Origin of the sequence: Bariatricus sp. SGI.019, from assembly GCF_050315235.1 — a bacterium.
Classification (GTDB): Bacteria; Bacillota; Clostridia; order Lachnospirales; family Lachnospiraceae; genus JAFBIX01.
In genome coordinates, this window is record NZ_JBNPOQ010000006.1 from 29,889 (window position 1) to 45,127 (window position 15,239).

11 protein-coding genes and 1 pseudogene are annotated in these 15,239 nt (G+C 40.3%); 11 read left to right on the forward strand and 1 reads right to left on the reverse strand.

The genetic code is table 11. The annotated features are described in order from the left end of the window. Window positions 1–65 precede the first annotated feature (65 nt). From ACQRD1_RS04940 to ACQRD1_RS04950, 3 genes are all read left to right on the forward strand, one after another. Window positions 66–983: a tRNA dihydrouridine synthase gene (locus tag ACQRD1_RS04940; protein ID WP_427786998.1), complete on the forward strand. Its 918-nt coding sequence runs from the start codon at window positions 66–68 to the stop codon at window positions 981–983. Window positions 984–1,061: 78 nt separating this feature from the next. Beyond that, window positions 1,062–1,616 carry a helix-turn-helix domain-containing protein gene (locus ACQRD1_RS04945; protein ID WP_235232884.1) on the forward strand — a complete coding sequence of 185 codons (555 nt, stop codon included), beginning with the start codon at window positions 1,062–1,064 and terminating at the stop codon, window positions 1,614–1,616. Between the two features lie 16 nt (window positions 1,617–1,632). Continuing rightward, window positions 1,633–2,124 carry a prolyl-tRNA synthetase associated domain-containing protein gene (locus ACQRD1_RS04950; protein ID WP_235232890.1) on the forward strand — a complete coding sequence of 164 codons (492 nt, stop codon included), beginning with the start codon at window positions 1,633–1,635 and terminating at the stop codon, window positions 2,122–2,124. Here ACQRD1_RS04950 and ACQRD1_RS04955 read toward each other — a convergent pair. After that, a pseudogene (locus tag ACQRD1_RS04955) lies at window positions 2,022–2,246 on the reverse strand (hypothetical protein); the annotation flags it as partial. The gene ACQRD1_RS04950 and the pseudogene ACQRD1_RS04955 sit on opposite strands and share 103 nt — an antisense overlap. 47 nt (window positions 2,247–2,293) lie before the next feature. Between ACQRD1_RS04955 and ACQRD1_RS04960 the strand changes: the two are divergent. The 8 genes from ACQRD1_RS04960 to ACQRD1_RS04995 all read left to right on the forward strand — a co-directional run bounded on the left by ACQRD1_RS04960 (window position 2,294) and on the right by ACQRD1_RS04995 (window position 15,193). Next, complete coding sequence (locus tag ACQRD1_RS04960) at window positions 2,294–3,235, forward strand: CPBP family intramembrane glutamic endopeptidase (RefSeq protein ID WP_427786983.1); 942 nt, start codon at window positions 2,294–2,296, stop codon at window positions 3,233–3,235. A 128-nt stretch (window positions 3,236–3,363) separates the two neighbouring features. Continuing rightward, a complete protein-coding gene (gltB, locus tag ACQRD1_RS04965; protein WP_427786984.1) occupies window positions 3,364–7,899 on the forward strand; it encodes a glutamate synthase large subunit in 4,536 nt (1,511 codons plus the stop codon). A 12-nt stretch (window positions 7,900–7,911) separates the two neighbouring features. After that, window positions 7,912–9,411, forward strand: a complete 1,500-nt coding sequence (locus tag ACQRD1_RS04970) for a glutamate synthase subunit beta (RefSeq protein WP_427786985.1) — start codon at window positions 7,912–7,914, stop codon at window positions 9,409–9,411. A 161-nt stretch (window positions 9,412–9,572) separates the two neighbouring features. Continuing rightward, window positions 9,573–10,646: a coiled-coil domain-containing protein gene (locus ACQRD1_RS04975; protein ID WP_235232897.1), complete on the forward strand. Its 1,074-nt coding sequence runs from the start codon at window positions 9,573–9,575 to the stop codon at window positions 10,644–10,646. A gap of 196 nt (window positions 10,647–10,842) precedes the next feature. Then, window positions 10,843–12,060: a C40 family peptidase gene (locus ACQRD1_RS04980; protein WP_235232898.1), complete on the forward strand. Its 1,218-nt coding sequence runs from the start codon at window positions 10,843–10,845 to the stop codon at window positions 12,058–12,060. A 200-nt stretch (window positions 12,061–12,260) separates the two neighbouring features. Further along, window positions 12,261–13,007, forward strand: a complete 747-nt coding sequence (rpsB, locus tag ACQRD1_RS04985) for a 30S ribosomal protein S2 (RefSeq protein ID WP_235232899.1) — start codon at window positions 12,261–12,263, stop codon at window positions 13,005–13,007. 58 nt (window positions 13,008–13,065) lie between these two features. Then, complete coding sequence (tsf, locus tag ACQRD1_RS04990; RefSeq protein ID WP_347376641.1) at window positions 13,066–13,998, forward strand: translation elongation factor Ts; 933 nt, start codon at window positions 13,066–13,068, stop codon at window positions 13,996–13,998. 424 nt (window positions 13,999–14,422) lie between these two features. Then, entirely contained in the window at window positions 14,423–15,193 is a 771-nt protein-coding gene (locus ACQRD1_RS04995) for a hypothetical protein (protein ID WP_005340077.1), read from the forward strand. Window positions 15,194–15,239 lie beyond the last annotated feature (46 nt).

Below are 15,239 nucleotides of genomic sequence, written 5' to 3' on the forward strand. Positions count from 1 at the left end.
GTTGTAATCGGAGGGTAAGATAGGGTACAATAGAGCTCGACAGTATTTTGCCAGGAGGACAAATGATGAAGTATTATCTGGCCCCTTTGGAGGGGATTACGACTTATATCTACCGCAGAGCATACCATACTTATTTTCATCCGATGGATAAGTATTTTATCCCTTTTCTATCTCCACATATGAAGAAGGGATTTACAACGAAAGAATTGAGAGAAATTGCACCTGAGAATCATATGGGAATGAGGACGATTCCCCAGATCTTGACGAATCATGCGCAGGATTTTGCCAGAACAGCGCAGAAACTGGAAGAACTTGGATATGATGAGATCAACCTGAATTTGGGTTGTCCATCGAAGACGGTAGTGTCAAAAGGACGGGGGTCAGGATTCCTTGCTCAGCCAGAAGAGTTGGATCGATTCCTGGATGAGATCTATGCGAATGTGAAGGTTAAGGTCTCAATTAAGACCAGACTTGGTAAATATCAGCCTGATGAATTTGAACGGCTGTTGTCAATATATAATCAGTATCCTGTAGAAGAGTTGATTATCCATCCCAGAGTGCAGCAGGATTATTACAAAAATACACCGAATTATGAGGTGTTTGGTGAGGCACTCAAGAACAGCCGGAATCCAGTTTGTTATAATGGGGATCTGTTCAGGACTGAAGATGTCAGACGGCTTGAACAGAGATTCCCGGAAGTATCAACGATTATGCTGGGAAGAGGAATTATATACAATCCGGGTCTTGTCAGCGAGATGGAGGATGGAGATAAATTAGATAAGAATCGTCTTCGTCAGTTTCATGATCAGATATTTGATGAATATCAGAGTCTCAATATGGGAGAGAGGAATGTACTTTTCAAGATGAAGGAAATATGGTGTTATATGGGACATCTCTTCCCAGATTGTGAAAAGCCTCTTAAGAAGATAAAAAAGGCAGAACATATGAATAAATATGAAGAGGCCGTGCGAGAGATTCTATAGTTTTTCTTTACTTTTGCATAAATTTGCAATATAATAGAAAAAAATTCCATATACAGGAATTTTTGGGGAGGCGTTTGTTTGGAACATTTGAATCAGTTAATTGCAGAGAATTTGAAAGAGATCCGCAAGAAAAAGGGATTAAGTTTAGAACAGGTATCCTCACTTACCACAATCAGTAAGAGTATGCTGAGTCAGATTGAACGTGGAGAAGTGAATCCGACGATTTCAACAGTATACAAGCTTTCTCTTGGCTTAAAAGTTCCGGTTACTGCATTTACAGCAGATAAGCCGATGCCATTTTCAAAAACAGGGAAAGCAGAAGTGATTCCTCTGGTTGGAAACGAGGGGAAATATCGCCTGTATCCAATCTTTAGTTTTCGGGACGGGCAGGATTTTGAAATATTTGACCTGGAATTTGATGAAGGTGGTATGATGGCTGGAAATCAGCAGATGAATGGAACCAGAGAGTTCATCACAGTGTATGCCGGACAGTTGACAATGATCTTTAAAGACAGGGAATATGTATTGGAAGCAGGAGACTCTGCGTCTTATAATGCTTTTGATGAATACATATACAAAAACACAGGAAAGGGTATGGTGACTGCCTGTATTGTAGTCCATTATCCGAATTAGAAAGGAGTTTTGCAGCATGGAAGACCAGAAGAAACGTGTATATGACGCATTGGACAAGTTGAAGATCAAGTATGAGGTCGTGGAACATGAACCCGTACATACGATGGAAGATATGGATAGATTAGGATTACCGGAGAAAGGAACTCTGTGTAAGAATCTATTTTTAAGAGACTCAAAAGGAAAGAGACATTTTCTTGTGACCTGTGATGAAAAAAAGAAGGTTGACCTGAAAGCATTAGGCAGACAGCTGGGAGCTGGAAATATCAGTTTTGCTTCCGAAGATCGTCTGGAAAAATATCTGGGACTGAAGCAAGGAAGCGTATCTCCATTTGGACTTATGAATGATACAGATCATGCAGTAGAATTCTTTATAGACAAAGACCTGAGCAGATGCAAGAGCCTGGGAATACATCCACTGGAAAATACCGCGACCGTATTCTTGTCATTCAAAGATCTGGATAAATTCCTTTGGGATCTCGATGTAGATGTTGTGAAGATTAAGTTATAGATTCTATCTTTTGTTCGACAGCTCTCGAACATCCTGCCATTCCTAAGTTCCACCCATCTCCTACCCAGGGGTCTCGACCAATGAACAAATTTAATACTTTTTTTATTGCATGTTCTGGTCATGAGAAGTAGAATAGGTAACGTAGTGATAGATGAAAGAGAGGATCAATATGGAAGAGCAGAATAGACAGGTCCCTCCTATGCCGCCGAGAAGCAATGGAAAGCGAATGTGGCATTTGTGCGGACCGCTTGTTATAAAATGGGCAATCGGATTCGGTGTCAGTATGGCTGCGATGATGGCATTGAGTTTTACGTATATATATGCACATTATGATGCTGCGATGAGTGCAATGCAGGATGAAACACAGATGATGAATCTCTATGCGAATCTGTTGGAGGAATATGTCAATGCAACGACACTTGTAGAAGGAATTGCGGCATTGGTTACAATTCCTGTGATGCTGGTACTGTTTCATAAAGACAGGGTTGCAGAAAAGTTACGAGGTGTGATTCCGAACAAGAAAGCTCCAATCTGGAAGTATCTGGCGGAGATTGTCTTGGCATTATCGTTGAGTATGGGATTGAATAATTTGATTCTTATTGCGAACCTGTCTTCCGTCAGTGATGGATATCAGGAGACGATGGATGCACTTTATTCAGCTCCATTATTCGTGCAGATCATTTCCCTGGCGGTCTTAGTACCAATAAGTGAAGAGTTGGTATTCCGGGGATTGCTTTTTAAGCGATTACGGGAGCAGGGAGCATTTATGCAGGCTGCGTTGTATTCTTCAATTGTATTCGGATTGTTGCATATGAACATGGTACAGATGATCTACGGATTTATTCTTGGAATGATGCTGGCATATGTTTATGAAAAGTATGGTTCTGTGAAGGCGCCGATTGTGGCACATATGGCTATGAATTTGTTGTCTGTACTTGGAACGGAGTTCAAACTGTACGAGTGGTTAGTGGAAGATTCCTTGAGAATTGGTATTATAACAGTAGTGTGTGCGGCTGTTTCAGCAACGATGTTTGTATTGATTCAGAGAATCGATGAGAGACCGGATATAGAAGAACAAATGAATAAAAATGAAAATCTGGCAGATGCATAAACTGCCAGATTTTTTTTGCAAAAATATTAAATAATCTAATTATCTGACAATTTAATAAAAATAATTGTTTACATTTTAACAGAAAAGTAGTATAGTAGGAAAAAATAAAAACAGAAAGGACTAGATATATGAACGAGCAGACAGTAAGCAATCAAGCTGGATTGTATCGTTCTCAGTTTGAACATGACAACTGCGGAATTGGTGCGATCGTTAATATCAAAGGCCAAAAAAGTCATGATACAGTGGCAAATGCCTTGAAGATAGTAGAAAATTTAGAGCATAGAGCTGGCAAGGATGCCGAAGGTAAGACAGGCGATGGAGTTGGAATTTTATTACAGATTTCACACAAGTTTTTCTCCAAAGTCTGCGAACCTCTCGGCATCTTTTTAGGTTCAGAGAGAGATTACGGGGTGGGAATGTTTTTCTTTCCTCAGGATGAGCTGAAAAAGAATCAGGCAAAAAATATATTTGAAGTGATTGTCAAAAAGGAAGGCATGAATTTCCTGGGATGGAGAGAAGTGCCGGTAAGACCTGATGTGCTGGGAAGTCGTGCGGTAGAATGTATGCCTTGTATTATGCAGGGATTCATTGAACGTCCGAAAAAGATTGCAAAAGGAATTGATTTTGACAGACGACTATATGTCGTACGCCGAATCTTTGAGCAGAGCAGTGATGATACTTATGTAGCATCCCTTTCCAGTAGAACGATTGCCTACAAAGGAATGTTTTTGGTAGGACAGCTTCGTTCATTTTTTGAAGATCTGCAGAATGAGGATTATGACTCTGCGATTGCATTAGTGCATTCCCGATTTAGTACCAACACGAATCCAAGCTGGGAACGTGCACATCCGAACCGTTTTATCGTACATAATGGTGAGATTAATACGATTCGTGGAAATGCAGATAAGATGCGCGCCAGAGAAGAGAATATGGAATCAGAATATCTGAAGGGCGAACTTCATAAGGTTCTTCCGGCAATCAATACTGCGGGTTCTGATTCTGCAATGCTGGACAATGCAATTGAATTTATGGTGATGAGTGGTATGGATCTGCCATTAGCAGTTATGATTGCTATTCCAGAACCATGGGCGAATACCAAGAACATGTCTCAGAAAAAGAAAGATTTTTATCAGTATTATGCAACGATGATGGAGCCATGGGATGGCCCGGCCTCCATTCTGTTCAGTGATGGTGATTGTATGGGGGCAGTGCTTGACAGAAATGGTTTGCGTCCTTCTCGTTACTATATTACGAATGATGATACCTTAATTCTCTCATCTGAGGTTGGAGTACTGGATATTGATCCGAGAAAGATCGTTGTAAAAGAACGTCTTCATCCAGGGAAAATGTTATTGGTCGATACCGTAAAAGGAAAAGTGATTGATGACGAAGAGTTAAAAGAAATGTATGCGAGCAGACAGCCATATGGTGAATGGCTTGACAGTCATATGGTACAGCTGAAAGACCTGAAGATTCCGAATCAGAAGGTTCCTTCTTATACAGCAGAGGAATGCAAAAGACTTCAGAAAGCATTTGGATATTCTTATGAAGAAGTAAAGACATCTATCTTGACCATGGCAATGAATGGTTCGGAAGGTACAGCTGCAATGGGTATCGATGCACCGTTAGCAGTATTGTCTGATCAGCATCAGAACCTGTTCGGTTATTTTAAACAGCTTTTTGCCCAGGTTACAAATCCTCCAATTGATGCGATCCGTGAAGAAGTTGTTACATCTACAACCGTCTATATTGGATCAGACGGCAATCTTCTCGAAGAAAAAGAAGAGAATTGTAAGATGCTGAAGGTAAATAATCCAATTCTTACCAATACAGATCTTCTGAAGATAAAGAATATGAAGCAGGATGGATTCAAAGTAGCAGAGATTCCAACAGTGTATTATAAGAATTCCAGCCTTGAAAAAGCTATTGATTATCTGTTCATTGAAGTAGACCGTGCAATCCGAGAAGGCGCGAACATCCTGATCCTTTCTGATCGGGGAGTCGATGAATATCATGTTGCGATGCCATCCTTGCTGGCGTTGTCCGGACTACAGCAGCATCTGGTCCGTACAAAGAAGAGAACATCGGTGGCGATTATTCTGGAGACCGGTGAACCTCGGGAGGTACATCATTTTGCAACACTTCTGGGCTATGGCGCCTGTGCAATCAACCCATATCTGGCACATGAATCTATTAAGCTTCTGATTGATACGAACATGATCCAGAAAGATTATTATGCAGCTGTAGATGACTATAATCGTGCAATTATCAATGGCATTGTTAAGATCGCATCCAAGATGGGAATCTCCACGATTCAGTCTTATCAGGGTGCAAAGATCTTTGAGGCGATTGGTTTAAAAGAAGAATTTATCCGCAAGTATTTTACGGATACGGTAAGCCGTGTGGGTGGTATTGGAATAGAAGAAATAGCAAAGGATTATATTGCACGCCATTCTCAGGCGTTTGATCCATTAGGATTGGAAGTGGATCTGACATTGAATAGTGTGGGTCAGCATAAGTCTAAGAGTGGCGGAGAAAAACATCTTTATAATCCACAGACGATTCATATGTTACAACAGTCTACCAGACGTGGCGATTATGAGATGTTTAAAAAATACACGGAAATGGTCAATAAAGAAGGTGAACACATCAATCTTCGCGGACAATTAGAGTTCAATTATCCGAAGAAAGGAATTCCAATAGATGAAGTAGAAAGCGTAGATTCTATTGTTACAAGATTTAAGACAGGAGCGATGTCATATGGTTCTATTTCCAAAGAGGCACATGAGACATTGGCAATCGCTATGAATCGTCTTCATGGTAAATCTAACAGTGGTGAAGGTGGAGAAGAGATCGACCGTCTTGACAGTGACAGATGCTCTGCGATTAAGCAGGTGGCTTCTGGACGTTTTGGTGTGACTTCCAGATATCTGGTGAGCGCAAAAGAGATTCAGATTAAGATGGCACAGGGAGCAAAACCAGGAGAGGGCGGACATCTTCCAGGAGGAAAGGTATATCCATGGATTGCCAATACTCGTCATTCTACTCCTGGTGTAAGTCTGATCTCCCCGCCGCCACACCATGATATCTATTCCATCGAGGATTTGGCGCAGTTGATTTATGACTGTAAGAATGCGAATAAAGATGCGCGAATCTCTGTAAAGTTAGTATCAGAGGCAGGTGTAGGAACCGTTGCAGCAGGTGTTGCAAAAGCGGGTGCAGGACTGATTCTGATATCTGGATATGACGGTGGAACTGGAGCGGCACCGAGGAGTTCGATTCACAATGCAGGTCTTCCGTGGGAACTGGGTCTGGCAGAGACGCATCAGACCTTGATTCAAAATGGATTAAGAGAGCGTGTCCGCATAGAAACAGATGGTAAATTGATGAGTGGACGGGATGTGGCGATTGCAGCTATTTTGGGAGCCGAGGAATTTGGATTTGCAACGGCACCATTGGTAACAATGGGATGTGTTATGATGCGTGTATGCAATCTGGATACTTGTCCGGTCGGAGTGGCGACCCAGAATCCAGAATTGAGAAAAAGATTTACCGGAAAACCGGAATATGTAATTAATTTTATGCGTTTTATTGCACAGGACTTGAGAGAACATATGGCCAGATTGGGCGTGCGTACTATTGACGAACTGGTGGGCCGTACGGATCTGTTGCGAGTGAAAGAACAACCAACTTCTAACAGAGCGGCGACATTGGATCTGCAGCAGATTCTTTATAATCCATATGAAGGCACGAAGACTCCTGTTACATTTAACCCAAAGAAAGTATTCGATTTTGAATTGGAGAAGACGTTGGATGAAAAAGTTCTGGTGAAAGAATTGCTCCCGTCTCTTGAAAAGAAACAGAAGAGAATCATAGAAGTGGATGTTACCAATACCAACCGTACTTTTGGAACAATCTTTGGTTCAGAGATTACAAAACGGTATCCAGAAGGATTGCCGGAAGACAGTTTTGTTGTGAAATGTACAGGTGCCGGAGGTCAGTCATATGGAGCATTTATTCCAAAAGGCCTGACTCTGGAACTGGTCGGTGACAGTAATGATTACTTTGGCAAAGGCCTGTCTGGTGGTAAGTTGATAGTCTATCCGCCAAAGGGTGTTCAATATAAACATAATGAAAATATTATAATAGGAAACGTTGCACTCTATGGTGCTACCAGTGGAAAAGCATTTATCAATGGTGTTGCGGGAGAACGTTTCGCAGTGCGTAACTCTGGTGTGACTGCAGTAGTAGAAGGTGTGGGTGATCACGGATGTGAATACATGACCGGAGGACGTGTGGCAGTCTTAGGAAAAACTGGTAAGAACTTTGCGGCAGGTATGAGCGGTGGCGTAGCGTATGTCCTGGATATGGACAGCGATCTGTACATGAATGTAAATAAGCAGATGGTCAATATTGAACATGTATCGTCCAAGTATGACGTAAATGAACTGAAAAGTATGATTGAGGAACATGTATCAAATACGAACTCAGAGATTGGAAAAGAAATATTGGATAACTTCACAGAATATCTGCCGAAGTTCAAGAAGATTATTCCGATTGATTATGAACGTATGTTGAAGACCATTTTACAGATGGAAGAGCAGGGTATGAGTAGTGAACAGGCAAAAATCGAAGCATTCTATGCAATCAAAAATGGAAGATAGGGGGCGAGAAAAGTGGGAAAAGCAACAGGATTTATGGATTATGAAAGACAGGATAAGATAGCTGAAGAACCAAAAGAGAGAATCAAGCATTTTAACGAATTCCACACCCCTCTGTCCAGAGAAGAACAGGAACGTCAGGGAGCAAGGTGTATGGCTTGTGGTGTGCCATTTTGTCAGGCGGGACAGATGATCGCAGGGATGGCCAGTGGGTGTCCGCTGCATAATCTGGTACCGGAGTGGAATGATTTGATTTATCATGGGAATTGGGAGGAAGCATACCATCGTTTGAAAAAAACGAATAATTTTCCAGAATTTACTTCACGTGTGTGTCCGGCCTTATGTGAGGCAGCATGTACCTGCAGCCTGAATGGAGATTCTGTATCAACGAAAGCCAATGAATATGGAATTATTGAAAATGCATATGAACAAGGATATGCGTCGGCAAAACCAGTGAAAGTGCGTACTGGAAAGAAAGTGGCAATCGTAGGTTCAGGGCCATCCGGACTTGCGGCTGCAGATATGCTGAATCGCAGAGGCCACAGTGTTACTGTCTATGAACGTGAAGACAAAGTTGGGGGCCTGCTTCGTTACGGTATCCCTAATATGAAGTTGGAGAAACAGATTATTGACCGTAAGATTGCGATTATGGAAGAAGAAGGTATTACTTTTGTAACAGGATGTAATATCGGAAAAGATAAGAAGGCGTCAACATTATTGAAAGAATTTGACAGGGTCATCCTCTGTTGTGGAGCATCAAATCCAAGAGACATCAAGGTTCCGGGGCGAGATGCAAAAGGCATCTACTTTGCAGTAGATTTCCTGAAGTCAACAACAAAGGCTCTCTGGGCGAATAAGATGCAGCTAAAAGATGGAACTTATATCTCTGCAAAGGGCAAGAAAGTTATGGTCATAGGTGGAGGTGATACTGGAAATGACTGTGTTGGTACTTCGATGCGTCATGGTGCCAAATCAGTCCTTCAATTAGAGATGATGCCAAAGGCACCAGATGAACGTACAGAGATGAATCCATGGCCGGAATGGCCGAGAATCTGCAAGACAGACTATGGTCAGCAAGAAGCAATCGCTGTATTTGGAAAAGATCCCAGAGAATACCAGACCACTGTAAAAGAATTCAAGAAAGACAAAGATGGCAATGTATGTAAAGCAGTTCTTGTAAAACTGGAGTCTAAAAAAGATGAAAAGACGGGCCGAACGATGATGGCAGAGGTAGCAGGAAGTGAATATACTGTCGATGTAGATTTGGTGCTGATCGCAGCCGGGTTCCTGGGAAGTGAAAGTTACGTTACCAAGGCATTTGGTGTAAATGTAAACGAAAGAACGAATGTTGCAACACCAACAGGAGAATATCACACGAACATGAAGGATGTATTTACAGCAGGAGATATGCACAGAGGTCAGTCGCTGGTCGTGTGGGCAATCCGGGAAGGCCGGGAGGCAGCACAAGAAGTTGATATTAGTCTGATGGGATATACAAATATGAATATACAGTAAATACCTTGTTAGTTCTCAAAGATATTTCTTAAGATGTTACAAAAATGTTAAAAAATATTGCAAAAAATATCGTATTAAGGTATAATTGGTTCCAGATATAGGATTATCTATGTTAATAAGGGTAAAAGAGTATAAAAATAAGTTAAAGGATGATAAGATTTATGAAGAAATTTGGAACAAGACTGTTAGCTGTTGTGGTTGCAAGTTCTATGATTGCAATGCCGGTTATGGCTGCTCCTTCGGTAGATGATCTGAAGGAAGATAAAGCTGCGAAGGAGAGCGAAGTGAAGTCTCTGCAGGATGAATTGAACAGTATTATGACAAAGCTTAGCGATCTGGAAGAAGATCTGATCTCGAAAGGTGAAGAGATCAGTCAGGCAGAGAAAGATCTGGAGGCGGCAGAGGAAAAAGAGCAGGAACAGTACGAGGCGATGAAAAAGCGTATTAAGTTCATGTATGAAGAGGGAAATTCTACAGCACTTGAGACACTTGTAACATCCGAAGATTTTTCTGATCTGGTAAATAAAGCTGAATATGTACAGAATGTGCATACATATGATAGAAATCAGTTACAGGAATACGTAGAGACAAAGCAAGAGATTGCAGATCTGAAGACAACTCTGGAAGAAGACCAGCAAAAAATGGAATCTATGCAGGTAGAGTATGAAGAACAAGAAGAAGAGCTGAATACAGTGATTGCTTCTAAGCAGGCAGAAGTTTCTGATCTTGATGCACGGATTCAGGAAGCGGCTGAAGCGGCGGCAGCCAGAGAAGCTGAGGCACAGCGTCAGGCACAATTGCAGGCTCAGCAGGCAGCGAATAATACGAATACAGGAAATACGAACACAGGCAATACGAACACAGGCAATACAAATACTGGTTCAAGTAATTCTGGTTCATCGAATGTGCCACCAAGCGTAAATGGAGGCACTGTTGTAAGTAGAGCATACAGCCAGCTTGGTAAACCATATTCTTGGGGAGCTTGTGGACCGAATAGTTTTGATTGCTCTGGTTTCGTAAGCTATTGCCTGACTGGAAGTTATACTCGTATCGGAACGACAATGACTTTCATGGGATGGACAAGAGTAAGTAATCCGCAGCCGGGAGATGTAGTAACATCAGCTACCCATTGTGGTATCTATATTGGAGGTGGTCAGATGATTCATGCTCCACATACAGGAGATGTTGTTAAGATTGGACCGGTTCAGGCTGGTATGGTATATGTTCGCAGATAATATTCGAATTAATAAAGATTAATTTACAGCTCATTTTTTAACTGAGCTGTAAATTTTTGGGATTTTTGATAAAATAATTGAAAATTGACACATAATGTAGTATTCTGACCTTAAGATATCTCAGGGAGAATAGTATGTATAGACAAAGAGGGAGCCTTTGTTTGTGCGGATAATAATTAATAGGACGGGTGAGAGTATGAAGAAAAGATATGTGCAGACACTCATCACGGTTCTTGTGATGAGTTCTTTAGTTGTAATGCCTGTTATGGCAGAACCTAACGATGAAGTGCAGGCGCTGGAAATACAAAAAAGTGAATTGGAAGATCAGGCAGGAGATATTCAGAGTCAACTGGTCAGTCTTTTGGTTAATTTTAATGCGTTACAGCAGGATATAGAGAATCAAAGCCAGAGAATTGTACAGGCAGAGACAGATCTTCAGGAAGCCGAAGCAAAAGAGAAAGCACAATATGAAGATATGAAGCTTCGGATTCAGTATATATACGAAGAAAGTGATGATTCACTTCTAGAAGCCCTGATAACGTCCAGGTCTTTCTCTGAGTTGGTGAATAAGGCAGAATATATTCAGAATGTACATAGTTATGACAGAAAGCAGTTACAAGAGTATATAGATACAAAGCAGGAAGTTGAGAACCTGAAAGTAGAATTGGAAGCTGGACAGGCAGATATGGAGGCAATGGCAGCTGATTTGAGCACGCAGCAGGCAGGACTTGAAACAACGCTGGCGGATATGAGAAGCCGGATTGCAGATTTTGACAGTCAACTGGAGAGTGCAAAAGCGCAGGCGGCGGCGGAAGTACAGCAGTTGACGCAGGCAACAGAGAATGTGGTTGCTGCGGCAGAGCAGGGAGGCGGTAATGCATCAGTATCAAAACCTGCTTCTCAGCCATCCAACCCGACTGGCGGTACAAGTACTTCTACAGGAAATTCTAATTCTTCTGTAAGTAGTTCGAATAATACGAATACCAGTAAACCTTCTGGGGGAACGTCTGGAAGTACCGGAAGCGGCTCGACGACGACTTCGAAACCAAGCAATGTAGCTTTGGGACAGCAGATTGCCAACAAGGCATGTCAGTATATTGGTAATAAATATGTCTATGGTGGCAACAGTCTGACAAATGGTATTGATTGTTCGGGCTTTGTAAAAGAGATACATGCATTGTTTGGAATATATACTCCAAGAACTACGGATTCCATTCAGGTTGCTGGAAAAGCGGTAAGTTATTCTGAGATGCTTCCTGGAGATGTAATCTGTTATAGCCAGCATGTGGCAATTTATATAGGAAATAATACTGTAGTTCACGCGTCAAATAGTAATCCATATCCGGTCGGTGGTATTAAAACGACATCGCCAGCTAATTACAGGACGGTTCTGGCAGTAAGAAGATTCTGGTAATACATTGTGAAATATAAGTTAATGAGATCACATGGTAATGAGAAAAAAGCCTTGCATTTGCAGGGCTTTTATGCTATCATAAAAAAGTCGCAAAAAATCACGCATTTGTTTGTCCAAGATGGTGCCAAAGCTTGATAATAAGCCGGTTTCAAGGACTTACACATATGCGGAAGTAACAAAACCAAATGGAGGAAAGAAATATGAGCGTTATTTCAATGAAGCAACTTTTAGAAGCAGGTGTTCACTTTGGACATCAGACAAGAAGATGGAATCCTAAGATGGCTCCATACATCTACACAGAGAGAAATGGTATCTATATTATCGACTTACAGAAGTCTGTAGGAAAAGTAGATGAAGCATATCAGGCGGTATCTGATATCGCAGCAGATGGTGGCACAATCCTGTTTGTAGGAACAAAGAAACAGGCTCAGGATGCTATCAAGACAGAGGCTGAACGTTGTGGAATGTATTTTGTAAATGAGAGATGGCTTGGAGGTATGCTTACAAACTTCAAGACAATCAAGAGCAGAATTGCACGTCTGAAAGAAATCGAGAGAATGTCCGAAGACGGAACATTTGATGTACTGCCTAAGAAAGAAGTTATCCAGTTAAAGAAAGAATGGGAGAAGCTTGAGAAGAACCTTGGTGGAATCAAAGATATGAAGAAACTTCCAGATGCAATCTTTGTAGTAGATCCTAAGAAGGAAAAGATCTGTGTACAGGAAGCACATACACTTGGTATTCCACTTATCGGAATCGCAGATACAAACTGTGATCCAGAAGAACTGGATTATGTAATCCCAGGAAACGATGATGCAATCCGTGCAGTAAAATTAATCGTATCTAAGATGGCAGATGCTGTTATCGAAGCAAACCAGGGAATGACTGGTGAAGACGAAGTATACGAAGAAGTAGAAGAAGCAGTTGAGGAAGCAGTAGAAGAGTAATCTGATTTTTTGTATCGGGTGATACATTTTATAAGATGATAAAATGGAGGAAATAATCATGGCAGTTACAGCTAAGATGGTAAAAGAATTAAGAGAGATGACAGGCGCAGGAATGATGGACTGTAAAAAAGCTCTTAACGAAACAGACGGTAATATGGATGCAGCTGTAGAATACTTAAGAAAGAACGGACAGGCTAAAGCTGAGAAGAAGGCTGGACGTATCGCAGCTGAAGGTATTGTTATGGCTGACGTAAAAGATGACAAGGTTGCAGCAATCGTAGAAGTTAACTCTGAGACAGACTTCGTTGCTAAGAATGCAGAGTTCCAGGGATTCGTTAAAGCTGTTGTTAATCAGGCAATCGCTACAGAATCTGCTGATATGGACGCATTCATGGCAGAAGCTTGGAATGAAGATACATCTATGACTGTAAAAGATGCTTTGACAGCTAAGATTTCCGTAATTGGAGAGAATCTGAATATCAGAAGATTTGAAAAAGTTGCTACAGATGGATGTGTAGTTTCTTACATCCACGGTGGTGGACGTATCGGTGTTCTGGTAGAGGCTGATACAGATGTTGTTAATGACGAAATCAAACTTTGCTTAAAGAATGTAGCTATGCAGGTAGCAGCTATGTCTCCAAAGTATGTGTCTCGTGAAGAAGTTCCGGCAGATTATCTTGAGCATGAGAAAGAGATCCTGCTTGCACAGGCTAAGAAAGAGAACGAGGAGAGCAAGAAACCGAAGCCGGATAACATTATTGAGAAGATGATTATCGGACGTCTCAACAAAGAGATGAAAGAGATCTGCCTGCTTGATCAGGTATATGTACAGGATGGCGACCTTACAGTTGGCAAGTACGTAGAAAAAGTTGCAAAAGAGAATGGTGCAAATGTAACACTTAAGAAATTCGTTCGTTTCGAGACAGGGGAAGGTCTTGAGAAGAAGAATGAAGACTTTGCAGCAGAAGTTGCAGCTCAGATGAACGCATAATCTTACAGTTCGCATAAGAATTTGAACCGTATGATTATCATGTAAATCAACGAAAAACCTTGAATTTCCTATGAAAATGGGATAATTCAAGGTTTTTTTGCGTATTGGGGAATAAATTTTGACTTATCGTAAATTATCGCTATTTATGCATGGAATTGGGTAAAAGTTGGGGAGTGAGTTGGGGAATTTCAATTCCCCAACTGGAGTATGAAACTTTGCCTCATTCTTCTGAAATAAAAGGGCGAAGATTGCTTGTTTTATTTTATTGGGGGATAGCGTAGTTCCCCAACTTTTGGTGTATGATAATATGAGATGTCTTAACATTTTGTAAGTTGTTATGAAAATATTTTTCAATTGATGAAATTAAATATACAGATTATAATAGAGATAGATGAAAACTATTTGTAGTAGAAATGGAGAAAAAATGAAATATAAAATTATTGCTGTTAATAATGATACAACAATTAAAACAATTGTAGCTGAAATATCGGAGGAAGAATATGAAACTATTATGTCTAATATAAAACAACTTCAAATATCTATGTTGAGTAAAGATTATTATGTTGTAGTTAGAGATAATATAAAAGAGTTACTTGCGTTTTTGCCTACAATAAAGATGCAAGATAAGTATTCAATTGATACAATTAATCGATATACATACAATGTATTAGGCACTTTTTATGCATGGATTGAATATTATGAAAGCCATTATAAAAAAATTTTTGAACCCATTAAGAAAAAATATTATGATAAATATTTTGAGTATCGAATGATGTATAATCTTCGGATTTATATGACTCATTGTGAAATGGCGATTACAAAAATAGAGTTTTGGCCTGGAAAATTGGAAATGTATATATATATTGAACCAGAAAATTTGTTACAAAATTCGAGCAGATTGCAAAAAAAGATTATTACAGAGTTGCAGAAAATGCGTGATGATAATGAAAAAATTGATTTATATGAATTAATGTTAGGATTTGAAAAAATATTTACATCTATGCATAAAGAACTTTTAAAAGCATTAGAACCAGAATTACAAAACGTATTAAATGAAATAAATCCATATCTTCAATTTACATCTGAAGGAAAAGCAAAATTATGTTATATATATGAAAAAGAAACGGATAAGAGAGTATATTCATTAACGGCATTTATAGGAGCTTTTATAAATAAAATGTGTAATCCATATTAAATGTACATAGCCGATTGGTTCACTAAGAATCAGTCGGTTTTTCTAT